The 13,678-nt window shown below is 46.0% G+C and carries 12 protein-coding genes; all 12 read left to right on the top strand.

What is annotated here, in order from left to right:
* Nucleotides 1–29 precede the first annotated feature (29 nt).
* Nucleotides 30–917, top strand: coding sequence for a flagellin N-terminal helical domain-containing protein (locus tag YERSI8AC_RS19570; RefSeq protein ID WP_159177345.1), 888 nt, complete (start codon nt 30–32; stop codon nt 915–917).
* A gap of 246 nt (nt 918–1,163) precedes the next feature.
* Nucleotides 1,164–2,030, top strand: coding sequence for a flagellin N-terminal helical domain-containing protein (locus YERSI8AC_RS19565; protein ID WP_159177344.1), 867 nt, complete (start codon nt 1,164–1,166; stop codon nt 2,028–2,030).
* A 289-nt stretch (nt 2,031–2,319) separates the two neighbouring features.
* Nucleotides 2,320–4,527, top strand: a complete 2,208-nt coding sequence (locus YERSI8AC_RS19560) for a glycosyltransferase (RefSeq protein WP_201304241.1) — start codon at nt 2,320–2,322, stop codon at nt 4,525–4,527.
* 23 nt (nt 4,528–4,550) lie between these two features.
* Complete coding sequence (locus YERSI8AC_RS19555) at nt 4,551–6,710, top strand: hypothetical protein (RefSeq protein WP_159177342.1); 2,160 nt, start codon at nt 4,551–4,553, stop codon at nt 6,708–6,710.
* A gap of 17 nt (nt 6,711–6,727) precedes the next feature.
* Nucleotides 6,728–7,726, top strand: coding sequence for a UDP-N-acetylglucosamine 4,6-dehydratase (inverting) (gene pseB, locus YERSI8AC_RS19550; protein WP_159177341.1), 999 nt, complete (start codon nt 6,728–6,730; stop codon nt 7,724–7,726).
* The gene (gene pseC / locus YERSI8AC_RS19545) at nt 7,726–8,898 is read left to right on the top strand and encodes a UDP-4-amino-4,6-dideoxy-N-acetyl-beta-L-altrosamine transaminase (RefSeq protein WP_159177340.1); all 1,173 of its coding nucleotides are present in this window, start codon (nt 7,726–7,728) and stop codon (nt 8,896–8,898) included. The genes pseB and pseC overlap by 1 nt, the downstream gene beginning before the upstream one ends.
* Entirely contained in the window at nt 8,895–9,599 is a 705-nt protein-coding gene (gene pseF, locus YERSI8AC_RS19540; RefSeq protein WP_159177339.1) for a pseudaminic acid cytidylyltransferase, read from the top strand. The genes pseC and pseF overlap by 4 nt, the downstream gene beginning before the upstream one ends.
* On the top strand, nt 9,596–10,708 hold the full coding sequence (pseG, locus tag YERSI8AC_RS19535) for a UDP-2,4-diacetamido-2,4,6-trideoxy-beta-L-altropyranose hydrolase (RefSeq protein ID WP_159177338.1): 1,113 nt from the start codon (nt 9,596–9,598) through the stop codon (nt 10,706–10,708). Before pseF ends, pseG begins: the two co-directional genes overlap by 4 nt.
* A complete protein-coding gene (pseH, locus tag YERSI8AC_RS19530) occupies nt 10,695–11,240 on the top strand; it encodes a UDP-4-amino-4,6-dideoxy-N-acetyl-beta-L-altrosamine N-acetyltransferase (RefSeq protein ID WP_159177337.1) in 546 nt (181 codons plus the stop codon). Before pseG ends, pseH begins: the two co-directional genes overlap by 14 nt.
* Before the next feature lie 5 nt (nt 11,241–11,245).
* Nucleotides 11,246–11,944 (top strand): methionyl-tRNA formyltransferase, encoded by a 699-nt coding sequence (locus tag YERSI8AC_RS19525; protein ID WP_159177336.1) that lies wholly within the window; start codon nt 11,246–11,248, stop codon nt 11,942–11,944.
* A complete protein-coding gene (gene pseI / locus YERSI8AC_RS19520; RefSeq protein WP_159177335.1) occupies nt 11,941–12,987 on the top strand; it encodes a pseudaminic acid synthase in 1,047 nt (348 codons plus the stop codon). The genes YERSI8AC_RS19525 and pseI overlap by 4 nt, the downstream gene beginning before the upstream one ends.
* Entirely contained in the window at nt 12,980–13,651 is a 672-nt protein-coding gene (locus YERSI8AC_RS19515; protein ID WP_159177334.1) for a PIG-L deacetylase family protein, read from the top strand. Before pseI ends, YERSI8AC_RS19515 begins: the two co-directional genes overlap by 8 nt.
* Nucleotides 13,652–13,678 lie beyond the last annotated feature (27 nt).

Below are 13,678 nucleotides of genomic sequence, written 5' to 3'. Positions count from 1 at the left end.
AGGCCAGTTAATCTCCAAGGAGCACTCACATGTCTGTAATCAACACTAACATTACGGCCCTGATCGGCCAGAACAACCTTTCCAACTCCCAGTCTATGTTGGCCAAGGCGCAAGAGCGTTTGTCTTCTGGCCTGCGCATCAACAGCGCTTCTGATGACGCTGCTGGTCAAGCCATCGCCAACAAAATGACGGCTCAGATCAAAGGCATGGATCAAGCTAGCCGTAACGCTAGCGACGGCATCTCCTTAGTACAGACCATGGAAGGTGGTCTTGATCAAATCAATGACAACCTCCAGCGTATTCGTGAGCTAGCGGTACAAGGCGCCAACGACACCAACGCCACAGAAGATCGTGATGCAATTACCACCGAGATCAACGAGCGCCTAGCTGAAATTGATCGTGTAGCTGGCAGCAATAACTTTAACGGCACTAACCTGCTGAACGTTAGCGGTGGCGGCACTCTCAATATTCAGGTTGGTTCTAATACTGAAGCTGAAGACGTTATTACTGTTACTACGCTTGATGCAACAGTAACTGGTTTGGAGCTGGATGCAGGTAGTGGTGCTAGTGTAATTACAACAGCTAGTGGTGCTTCAACGTTCGCTATTGCTGGGTCTGGAAGCGACGCGGCACATACCAGCTTCCAAAACTTGGTTGATGCTGTTGATGTTGCAACTGAGTCGCTAGATACCGATCGCGCGACACTAGGTGCTACTCTTAACCGCTTTGACTCTGTGATTGATAACCTGGCCACGACATCCACAAACCTCTCCGAGGCTCGCTCGCGCATCGAAGATGCCGACTACGCAGTGGAAGTGTCTAACATGACGCGTGCAAACATTCTCCAGCAGGCGGGTACCTCCATGCTGGCACAGGCTAACCAGACGCCACAGTCTGTACTGTCCCTGCTAGGTTAATACCTTAGCAAGTAATGTTTCAAAAGCGAGTAATTACGGGGCCAATAGGCCCCGTTTTTATTTAAGGCAGACAACACCGAACTCGGTGTTAGTTGACAGTTGTCGCGTTAGCTAGGTTACAGTAGCTTACATAAAAAAAAGCGGTTTTTTTAAAGAAGTTGGCGGAGCTGCCGTTAATTATAATAACGGCAACGCAAGTGCCGCAAAGCAGGCCACTAGGCCAGTTAATCTCCAAGGAGCACTCACATGTCTGTAATCAACACTAACATTACTGCCCTGATCGGTCAGAATAATCTTTCCAACTCTCAGTCTATGTTGGCTAAGGCGCAAGAGCGCCTGTCATCTGGTCTGCGTATCAACAGCGCTTCTGATGACGCTGCTGGTCAAGCCATTGCCAACAAAATGACGGCTCAAATCAAAGGCATGGATCAAGCTAGCCGTAACGCTAGCGACGGTATTTCCTTAGTACAAACCATGGAAGGTGGTCTTGATCAAATCAATGACAACCTCCAGCGCATTCGTGAGCTAGCAGTTCAGGGTGCTAACGATACTAACGCTACAGAAGACCGTGATGCGATCGTTACCGAAATCAACGAGCGCCTGGCTGAAATTGACCGTGTAGCTGGCAGTAACAACTTTAACGGCACTAACCTGCTGAACGTCAGCGGTGGCGGTACCCTCAATATTCAGATTGGTTCTAATACTGATGCTGAAGACGTTATTTCTGTTACTACGCTTGACGCCACCGTAGATGGTCTTGGGTTGTCAGGTGGTGCTGTTACCGGCAGCACATTTGCAATTACTTCCGGTGGTGCGGCGGGTGTCGTTCACCAAGAGTTCCAAGACTTGGTTGACTCTGTTGATACTGCAACTGAAACCCTTGATACCAACCGTGCAACCCTGGGTGCAACGCTTAACCGCTTCGACTCGGTAATCGATAACCTGGCAACGACGTCTACCAATCTTTCTGAAGCTCGCTCGCGTATCGAAGATGCCGACTACGCAGTGGAAGTGTCTAACATGACACGCGCTAACATTCTTCAGCAGGCCGGTACCTCCATGCTGGCGCAGGCTAACCAGACGCCTCAGTCTGTACTATCTCTGCTGGGCTAATATTCGAGCCGGTAAAGATAAGCTAGAAAATAAAGAACGGGGCCAATCGGTCCCGTTTTTTGCTTGCTGCAATGTCTGAGTGGTGCTGATTGCGAGAACATCTACTTAAATACCTCTGCATTCGCGCCTTTGGTCACCGCGCTACCACGGTAAGATAGATAAATTGCCTTTTTTCTGTGTGAGCTGCTTCATGGTTAAGACCTCTTCTTCATCTACTAATCAAAAACGCAAGCCCCGCATATTATGGGCTAATCCATTCTGCCTGCTAGACTCCTCTAGCGGGGCCAGCATGACAGTGCGGCAAATGCTGTTGCAACTGGTAGCTTATGGGTATGAAGTCCAAATATTGGGCGCGACCGTATTTGATAATCCTAAGGGGATGGGAAAACTCAAAGAGCAATTTCCAGACCTGAACGCTCACTTGCACCAACTAATCGAAGCTGAAGATGGCCCACTGACTCATCAGCTGGTAGTGAGCTATAGCCATAACCGTAATCACTTTACGACCCACGAAGAAGGGCTGTGGTACAGCCAGTATCTCTACATGCTGGATTCATTTAAGCCGGATATTGTTTGGTTCTACGGTGGCCAAACCTTGGACATGCTTATTGCCGATGAAGCGCGTGATCGCGATATTCCTGTCGCTTTCTACTTGGCCAATGGTAACTATAAGTCACCACGCTGGTGTCGTGATGTCGACTTGATCCTCACCGATAGCCAAGCAACGGCGGATATGTACCGTCAAACGATTGGTTATTCAGCCAAACCGGTAGGTAAGTTCATTGCCCCAGAAAGCTTTATCGCTGAACGCCATGAACGAAATCGGCTGCTGTTTGTTAACCCCAGTTGGCAAAAAGGGGGCAGCGTATTTGTGCAACTGGCAGAAAAGCTAGAAAGAGAAAGGCCCGATATTGAGCTTGAAGTGGTGGAAGCACGGTCTGACTGGCCCGCTGTGCTGCGGGAAACCACACGCCGAATGGGTGAGCTACGTAACTCGTTGAGTAATGTAACCGTTACTGCCAATACCAACGATATGCGCGGCCCATACGGGCGTGCTCGTGTGGTGATGGCTCCTAGCCTATGGTGGGAAAGCTCTGGAAGAGTGCTTGCGGAGGCCATGCTTAACGGAATTCCTGCACTGATTACCAACCGGGGAGGCATGCCTGAAATGATAGGCAATGCTGGTATTGCCTTTGATTTTCCGGATGCCTGCTATGAGGAACCCTACCATCACTTACTCAGTGATGAAGAGCTGCAACCTCTCGTTGATGCAGTCATCAGCTTTTTCGATGACGAAGACCTTTACCAGGACTACGTAGCTCGTGCCTGGCAAGTAGGCAAAGAGAAGCATCACCTTGACCGCGCTACCGATAGACTGATTGGTGCTCTAACGCCCCTGGTGGGGCAGCGAGCGGGCAATAAAGACTTCACGATTACCCAGAGAAAGCGTCACCGTCAGCGCTTAGCCAGCCGAGCGACTAAGCCTGACTTTAAGGTTGATAACTCTTTGCAACAGTTGGTTGGTGCTAAGTCGGGGGGGGAACCGGAAAACAACGGGCAACAAACTAGCCGTTTGTCATTGACAGATAATTTTACCTGGCAAATCAAAGGTAAAATTATGGTGCTTGATAATCGCGCCAGCCTGCTCAAAAGTGGCCTTGCCGACCAGATGGCGGCTACGGAAGCCTTTGGTATTGTCGCCTTTGACCCCGCCAGTGAAATAAAGGAGGTCAAGCAATACGAAGGCAGTGAGTATATACAGCTATTTCAGCACGCACTGCTCGGCAATGGGAAGCCAACAAAGTTGCACGCTTGTGTCGCTCCGGAAATGACCAGTATTCTCACACCACTACCGGCCGAACAACTCCCTAAACGCCACCAGCTAGGCACAAAACCTTTAGCTGAACTGCCCATCAATACAGTGGCTCTGGATAGTATTGAAGGTCTGGGGAACCTCGACTGGTTGATTCTTGATGACCTGAGTGATGCCATGAGCGTGCTAGAATATGGTAAAAAGTCGCTCATAAATACACTGCTGGTTCAGGCACGCGTTGTCTTCCAGCCTACGCATCAACACCAACCAAATTTCGCAGAGCTACAGCACTGGGCCAGCCGTAATGGCTTTCGTTTCTACCGCTTTCATAACATCAGCCAATATAGCCACTTTCCAAAAGAACTAAACGCCCGCGCACCTTGCGCCACTGAGCAGGAAAGCGCCGATATGCTATTCCTCCCAAGTCACGAGCGTATGGCTAAACTGAGTGAAAAAGAGAGAATGAAGCTTGCTTTTATTCTCAGTGCGGTTTTTGCAGCGCATGACATGGCTTTTGAATTGATAGCGGACGTTAGCCAGGAGAAAGCGCTAGAGTTTCTTGAAGCGCAAGAGCTGCTTCCTCCCGCTGTTGAAAAAGACAACAGTGAAATACCTCCAAAAGTTAATCCAGCTAAAGCTGCGTTTTTGGGTCAGGATGATAACCTTTTTGAGTTGCTTAGTTGAGCTATTTAGAGGGAATAGGTTTTATGCTTGCTGATGAAAAATTTTCTGTGTTTGATGAGATTGTTTCTAGTCTGCCTGATGGCTATGCTTTAACTTATTCACCGCTTATAAGAGAGAGCTTCCATTTCTGCCTTAAAGAAATTAATCGAAAAGGGACGGTTGCTTTTAAGGGAGGGGTGGCGCTTTCAGGCGTGAATTCTAGCAGCTATCCAGAGAAAAAAGATATCAAGAAAGTTGGTTACTTTTTCGATGAGGAATTTTTTAAAAATATCATTAAAGGTTTTGAGAACAAAGGTGTGGAGGTTGAAAAGCTAGAGCTTCTTCCTACTCAACTTAAAAGAGTGTTAAGTAATAAACAAAAAGAGGAAATCGATTTTTTTGACTCTATGCTTCAGGAGTATTTTGGCACCAGTATTCGATCAAGTTTAGAAGAGAGGTTTTACTTGATGAATGGAATGGTAGCTGAGTACTATAATTTGTTGAAAGAGTCAGATGTTGATGCTTTGGTTTTTAGAGTTTATTATGGTCTTTATTATTTCCCTATTATTCTTGCCTGTAAAATGCTGGGTATTACGGTTATTGATGTTCAGCATGGAATCAATGGGTTTAAGCACCCATGTTATTCAAGATTTAAGAAAAATGAGATTGGCAGCCCCTTGCTTCCAGATGTTTTTTGGACATGGAGTGATATGGCTACAAGAATGCTAATAAAAGATAGCCATATTGCGGCAGGAGCTTCCATTGTTGAGGGCGGTAATCCTATCTTTTCTACTCAGACTCACAGAAAAGGAAAGAAAATACTATATACCCATCAACCGCAATCGAAAGGAATTCCAGTTCCTATTGACGAAATTAAACGTGTTGCTGAGATTAAAAAAAGGGAAGTGGTTATCAGACCTCATCCATTGCACTTAGGTGAGGCAAAAGAAGTTTTAAGTTTACTCAAAAAAGAAGGCGTAAAATCAAAGATTGAGGATCCAAATAAAATCACAATCAATGACTCTTTGAGTCAATCGAGTGTTCATATAACTCATTCTTCAACGTGCGCATTAGATGCATTGAACTTCGGTATTCCTTCAGTTTATTGCCATGATTATATTGGTGACGTTGAAAAAGAATTTTCTACTGGTCTTCTGTTTAAGCTGGATGAAATAAGTAAAAAGGATATGTTCCCGTCACCAAGCAAGAGAGTAAATTATAGTTCTGGTAGTGCGGAAAAATTAGATGTCGGTATTAAATTACTTCTGAACCAAAAAGAAAAGGTTTCATCAGATCATAAGGTAGATACAGGAAAGTGGGGGGGGGTGTTGAAAAATAAAAAAATTGATATGAATGATATCGTTGAGATTAATAGTGATACAGTCGAATATATTAAGGGTCTTTCCATTTTAGATGTTAAGGAAAGATGTGATGAAGTTACTTTTGACAACTTAGATAATGTTGAAGAGGTTAGTGCCTGTTTAGATAGGACGGGTATTGTTATTATACCTAATTTTATATCTAACGAGATTTTCAGTGATATAGAAAGGGTGATTAGTGATTTGAACGAAAGAATGCAGTGTTTTTTCTCTTCAGGTAAAAATTTGGAAGAATCTGAAGAATTGCTTATCCAGAAAGGTGTTGCTAAGCTTTCAGGGTATGATCAATTGTCAAACTATGATAAAGCAGTTGCGCAGGTGAGGCTAGGTAAAATTGGACAAGATAGAGGTATGATTGATATATTTAATGTTGATTTAGCTTATCCTAGCCTTAACAAGTTAAGGAGGGTCTATGAAGCTTCAAATATACTTCGTGTTATCTCTGGTGGAAATAAACGCGCTAGTTGTAAAAATTTAAATTTTTATCTAAACGAGGGTGTTACCGAAACTCGGGGATTTCATGCCGACTCCTATTTTCCTCAGTTAAAAGCATTTATATACTTAACTGATTGTATTTCGCTTGATGATGGGCCTTATACGTATGTACAGGAAAGTCATAAAGATAGTAAATACCGTCGTTTCAACGTAGCCCTCTCAAGTGTTCTGCCGAACAGAACAGAAGCTCCCTTTGTTGAAAAGGAAAAAATAATTCCTGTTATGGCTAAAAAAGGTGCACTTGTGATTTCTGATCAAAGCGGATTTCACCGGGGTTTCCCACAGAATAAGGGGCATCGTCGCGCAGTTGCCGTGATGAATATTAGATAAATATATGGACATCAATTATGTTTAATGATGCAAGTGTTCTTATTACTGGCGGTACAGGCTCCTTCGGCCATACGTTCATTCCTATGTTGCTGGCTCGTTATAACCCCAAAAAAGTCATTATTTTTTCACGTGATGAAATGAAACAATGGGAGATGGCTAAAAAGTTTGAGGGTGATTCTCGTGTGCGCTTCTTTATCGGTGATGTGCGGGATCGTGAGCGCCTTTATCGTGCATTGGACGGGGTAGACTATGTTGTTCACGCGGCGGCGACTAAGATTGTCCCCACAGCTGAATACAATCCCTTTGAGTGCATAAAGACAAATGTTATCGGAGCTATGAACCTTGTAGATGCTTGTATCGATAAAGGTGTAAAAAAACTGGTGGCGCTTTCAACCGATAAAGCCAGTAGCCCGATTAATCTGTATGGCGCGACAAAGTTAACGTCTGATAAGTTATTCGTTGCTGGCAATCACTATGCTGGACATGACTCCACTCGGTTTTCTGTTGTTCGCTACGGCAATGTAATGGGCTCACGCGGCTCGGTGATTCCATATTTTATGTCTATCAGAGGAAGAGGCGTACTGCCGATTACTGATGAGCGCATGACCCGCTTTATGATTTCGCTAGAAGAAGGTGTTGAACTGGTTTGGCACGCCTTCGAGGATATGGAAGGTGGGGAGATCTACGTCAAGAAAATTCCTTCAATGAAGGTGATCGACTTGGCACGGGTGATCGCTCCCGAAGCCAAGCAGGAGGTTGTAGGTATCCGCCCTGGTGAAAAGCTACATGAGCAGATGATCAGTGCTGAAGATGCTTACTATACTTACGAATATCTCGAACATTTTAAGATTTTACCGCAGATCAACAACTGGGACAAAGATGCCAACCGGATTAAAGACGGCAAGCTTGTTCCAGATGGCTTTGTTTACTCAAGTAATAACAATAGTGAATGGATGACAGACGATGATCTTCAGGCCTGGATCAGTCAGAATCGTGAGAAAATTGGAGCTATTTAATGATCCCTTACGGTCGCCAAGAGATTACTCAAGCTGATATAGATGCAGTGGTCTCTGTGCTGAAGTCCGACTTCCTCACCCAGGGGCCGCAAGTACCTCGCTTCGAGCAGACAGTAGCCGCACATGTAGGAGCAAAGTATGCCTTAGCAGTCAATAGTGCTACCTCTGCATTACATATTGCCTGCTTGTCACTAGGCCTCGGAGAAGGCGATTGGCTGTGGACTTCACCGATCACCTTTGTTGCTTCAGCTAACTGCGGGCTTTATTGCGGTGCACAAGTTGACTTTGTTGATATTGATCCACGCACCTATAACCTCTGCCCTAAAGCGCTAGCGGCTAAGCTAGAGCAAGCAGAGACAGAAAGGCGCTTACCAAAAGTCGTCGTTGCTGTGCATCTATGTGGTCAATCGTGCGACATGCAAGAGATTAGTGTGCTTAGCCAACGCTATGGTTTTCGCCTTATTGAAGATGCTTCTCACGCCATTGGCGGTAAGTACCAAGGCGAGTTCATAGGCAGTGGTCGGTACAGTGATATTACTGTATTTAGCTTTCATCCTGTAAAAATCATTACTACTGCCGAAGGTGGCATAGCGGTGACCAATAATGACAAATTGGCCAGCCGCATGAACTTATTACGCAGCCACGGCGTTACCCGTGATCTGAACTTAATGACGCATGAGTCGGACGGCCCCTGGTATTACCAGCAGGTGGAGCTGGGCTATAACTATCGCATGACCGAGCTGCAGGCTGCGTTAGGCATCAGCCAAATGGGTCGGCTAGTTGCGTTTGTTGCCCGCAGGCATGAGCTAGCCAAGCGGTATGATGAGCTCTTAAAGGACCTGCCGGTAACAACGCCGTGTCAACACCCGGACAGCTATTCCGGGCTACATTTGTATGTGATACGTTTGAAGCTGGACGCAATCAACAAAAAACATCGCCAAGTGTTTGAGTCTCTGAGAGAGCAGGGCATCATTGTGAATCTGCACTATATTCCCGTTCATATCCAGCCGTATTACCAGGAAATGGGATTTGAACCGGAAGCCTTCCCGCAAGCGATGCAGTACTACCGTGAAGCGATTAGTTTGCCGATGTTCCAGGGACTGACGGATGAACAGCAGGATGACGTAGTGCAGGCACTGAAAATCGCTTTGGAAGTTGGAAGCTATTTATGAACCGAATTGCGATCATCCCCGCTCGCGGCGGCAGCAAACGTATCCCCCGTAAAAACATTAAAGACTTTTGTGGCAAACCGATGATGGCCTGGTCGATTGAAGCTGCAAAAGCCAGCGGTTGTTTCGACAGAATTATCGTGTCCACAGACGATCGTGAAATCGCCAAAGTAGCCGAACAATGGGGTGCAGAAGCGCCATTTCTTCGCCCAAACGATTTGGCCGATGACTACACGGGTACGCTCCCGGTGATTCGTCATGCGGTCGAATGGGTAAATGATCATGAAATGATAGTGGGTTATGCCTGTTGCGTCTACGCAACGGCACCTTTTGTAACCCCAGAAGATATTCAGCGTGGTTGGGAATTAATGCAACAAAGCGTAGCCAGCTTTGTCTTTTCGGTAACCAGCTACGCTTTTCCGATTCAGCGGGCTATCCGGATCACTGAGAATGGCCGGGTTGCTATGTTTAACCCAGAGCACTTTCAGACGCGATCCCAGGATCTAGAAGAGGCTTGGCACGATGCAGGTCAATTTTATTGGGGGACAGCGGACTCCTGGTTGGAAGAGAAAATGATCTTTGGCGAAGACTCGGTGCTGGTGAAACTACCCCGCAACCGCGTTCAGGATATCGATACTCCTGAAGACTGGGCCCGTGCTGAGTGGCTATTTAAAGCCATGCAGGCAGAAATGGAGACTCAATGAAAATTGCTTTCCGCGCTGATGCATCCATTCAGATCGGCACCGGCCATGTCATGCGCTGCCTGACCCTGGCTGAAGAGCTGCGTCGACAGGGCCATCAGTGCCTGTTTATTTGCAGAAATCATGAAGGCCATCTGGTCGACTTGATCTCGCAAAAGGGGTTTGATCTTCACCTGCTGCAGTCACCAGAACAATTAGAAACGTTGGAAAAAGATGAGCCACCGCTTGCTCATTCCGATTGGCTGGGTGTTCCATGGCAAACCGATGCAATGCAAACGCATGAAGTGCTTGCTGTTCACAATGCTGATTGGCTGATTGTCGATCATTACGCACTCGATGCCCATTGGGAACGCTCTTTGGCCGAGGTCGTTGGACAGATTATGGTGATTGACGACTTGGCAGACCGGGCGCATGAGTGTGCGGTGTTGTTGGATCAAAATATGTTAGATAGCAATGCAAAACAACGTTACAAAGTGAAGGTCAATAACGAGTGTGATCTTTTACTGGGTCCACGCTATGCACTGCTGCGACCAGAGTATGAATTGCTGGCCAATGCCCTGCCTGAACGTGATGGTAACATATCGAGAGTTTTGGTATTTGTCGGTGGAAGCGACCACGGTCATCTTACAGAAGGCTATTTGGAAACGCTTCAAGCTGAGCCATTTAAACATCTATTCGTAGATGTTGTGCTTGGCAAGAACCATCCATCCCCAAAAGCTGTGGAACAGCTGGTGGTAAATCGAAGAAAAACACGCATTCACTATGGGTTGCCAAGTCTGGCTGCATTGATGATTAGGGCTGACCTAATGTTGGGTGCTGGTGGGACGACGAACTGGGAGAGAATGTGTGTCGGCTTGAACTCCATTGTTGCGAGTATTGCCAGCAATCAAACTGAAATAAACCGTGAGCTCGAAGTTCAAGGTCTTATACAGTTTCTGGGTGATGCAGAAATCCTGAACACCTGCGGAATTCACAAAGCCATAAAATTTGCATTGGAATATCCAGAATACAATCGGAGCCAGTCAAATTCTATGAGATCTATCGTAGATGGTCGTGGTACACAATATGTATTGCAACACCTAAAGGATATTCAAGATCGTGTCTCTTCGTAAACTTGATGAGCCAGACTTGGAGTTAATGTGGAGCTGGCGGAACCACCCAATTGTTCGAGCCGGTATGTTTTCTCAGGGCGTTATCGAGTTGCATCAGCACAAAGCGTGGTTTAGACGTGAATCCCAAAAGAAGGATTCAGCTTGGTTTTTGTTTGTTGACATGAATGAAAAACCTGCCGGAGTGGTTTATTTTACAGAGATGGATCGCATAGCGAATCATGCCTTTTGGGGATTTTATACAGCTCCTGATGCTCCACAAGGTACAGGTACCCAGATGGGTGTTGAGGCATTGGATTATATTTTTAATGAGGAGCAATTCCATAAAATCAATGCTGAGGTTCTGGAAAGCAACGCACGAAGTTACAAGTTTCATAGAAAGTTAGGTTTTCGGACTGAAGGAACCTTTTGTGACCACTACTTTGGATCTGGTGGTTATGAGAGTGTGACGCGGTTTGCTCTGTTGGCGCAAGAGTGGCCCGCACACCGAAAAGAGCTTTTTAGATTTTTGAAAACTTTTTCAGGCCGCGAGTAGATAACTTGCACACAAATACTTATATTTTGGCTTCATCTAAGCCTTGGCATAAAACGCAACTCGCTGCCAGCAAACTATCGAGCGGCGATCGAGTCTTGTGGGCTGAAAGGCCTTCTGAGCTAGAACAGCTGCTTGAATCTAATCCGGCCGTTCGCTATATTTTTTTCCTCCATTGGAACTGGTTAGTCCCCGAAACTATTTGGAAAAACTACGAATGCGTTTGTTTTCATATGACTGACGTACCATATGGTCGAGGTGGAAGCCCACTTCAAAATTTAATAGTTCGAGGCCATACAGATACTATGCTTACAGCTCTGCGTATGGTTGAAGAAATGGATGCGGGGCCAGTGTATGCAAAACGTCGTTTCCTGTTGGAAGGAACGGCCCATGAAGTTTATCTACGGGCGGGTGAGCTGAGTTTCGAGTTGATCCGATGGATAATAAAGAATGAGCCACAACCAGAACTCCAGAAAGGCGAACCGGTGATATTCAAACGCAGGACACCTGAGCAAAGCTTGCTGCCAGTATTTGGCTCCATCAAAAGTCTTTATAATCATATCCGTATGTTAGATGCTCCAACTTATCCGAAGGCCTATTTGGAACATGGTGAATTTATTCTTGAGTTCTCTGGTGCTAATACTTGTGAAGGCGAGCTTACAGCTACCGTAAAGATTCGCAAAAAAACAAAGCAGGAGACAACATGAAAATAAGTATTGATGGTGTAAAAATTGGTCCAGAACACCCGCCTTACATTATTGCCGAACTCTCGGCTAACCATAATGGTTCCTTAGATAGAGCCCTTGAAACTATCAAGGAAGCAAAACGACGAGGTGCTTCCGCAATAAAGCTACAAACTTATACAGCGGATACGATGACTATCGACAGCGACCGCCCTGAGTTCCTGATTAAAGGTGGGCCATGGGATGGCTATAAGCTTTACGACCTTTACAAGTGGGCACAAACTCCTTTCGAGTGGCATAAAGCCATGTTCGATTATGCTCGTGAACTTGGAATCACTGTTTTCTCGACACCATTCGACGAGAGTGCTGTAGATCTGTTGGAAGAGCTGAACGCTCCAGCATATAAGATTGCCTCATTTGAGCTTACGGATCTCCCGCTAGTGGAGTATGTTGCTAAAACCGGAAAGCCGATGATTATGTCTACCGGAATGGCTACAGAATATGAAATCAAAGAGGCGGTTACAGCCGCTCGTAACGCAGGCTGTAAGGAACTGGTTTTACTACATTGTATTAGCAGCTATCCGGCTCCTATGGAACAGGCAAATGTCGCCCAGCTGGTAGAATTAGGGCGTCGTTTTAATACCGTACCAGGCTTGTCAGATCATACGTTGGGCACCACAGCCTCGGTTGCTGCCGTATCGCTAGGTGCGTGTCTTATTGAAAAGCATTTTATTTTGGACCGTAATGACGGCGGGCCTGATAGTGGTTTTTCGATTGAACCGCAAGAACTTGAAAGGTTATGCACTGACGCTTATGACGCCTGGGCCGCTGTTGGTAAATCCGGGTACAATCGCCAGGAGGCTGAGCAGTCTAATAAGATGTTCCGCAGATCGATTTACTTCATGCGAGATATGAAGGCTGGAGAATCAGTCTCTGAAACAGATATTCGCCGAATCAGACCTGGGGTTGGCATAGAGCCAAAGCATTTCAATACCCTAATCGGTAAAACGCTGCAGGTTGATGTAACACATGGCACGCCTACAAGCTGGGAACAATTCAATGACTAAAATTGTTCTTGTTGTAGCTGCGCATACCGATGACGAAGCCTTGGGCTGTGGCGGTACCATTGCACGTCACGTGGCCGAGGGTGATAGCGTTCATGCCGTCTTTCTTGCTGACGGGGTAACCTCAAGGCCGAAAGCTAGCACTAACGATATCGAAGAACGCTATGAAGCTGCAGCTAAAGCGCAGAAAGTGCTTGGCATTCGTCGTACCTACATGCTGGGTTTCCCGGATCAACGCACCGATAGCGTGCCATTTCTTGAGGTTGTCCAGGCGTTAGAAAAAGTTATTCAAGAAATTCGTCCTGAAGTGATATATACGCACCATTACGGTGACTTGAATGTTGATCATCGAATTGCTCATCAGGCCGTGATGACTGTCTGTCGCCCAGTACCTGGAAGTAGTTTTAGAGAAATTTATGCGTTTGAAGTGCTTTCCAGCACAGAATGGAATTCCCCGGGCAGCCTCTCATTTGTTCCTAATGTGTTTGTTGATATTTCAGCGCATCTTGAAACGAAAATTAAAGCTCTTGAAGCATATGGACTTGAAATGCGAGAAGAGCCTCACTCTCGCTCTATTATTAATGCTAAAAGGCAAAGCGAATATAGAGGAGCTTCAGTGGGAGTTAGAGCAGCTGAGGGGTTAATGTTAATAAGAAGAGTTAAGTGAATATATCGAAGTGGTGGAGGTTTTGAC

It is taken from the genome of Halomonas sp. 113 (genome assembly GCF_904067645.1).
Lineage (GTDB): Bacteria > Pseudomonadota > Gammaproteobacteria > Pseudomonadales > Halomonadaceae > Vreelandella > Vreelandella titanicae.
This window is presented reverse-complemented; position numbering and strand designations above follow the sequence as displayed.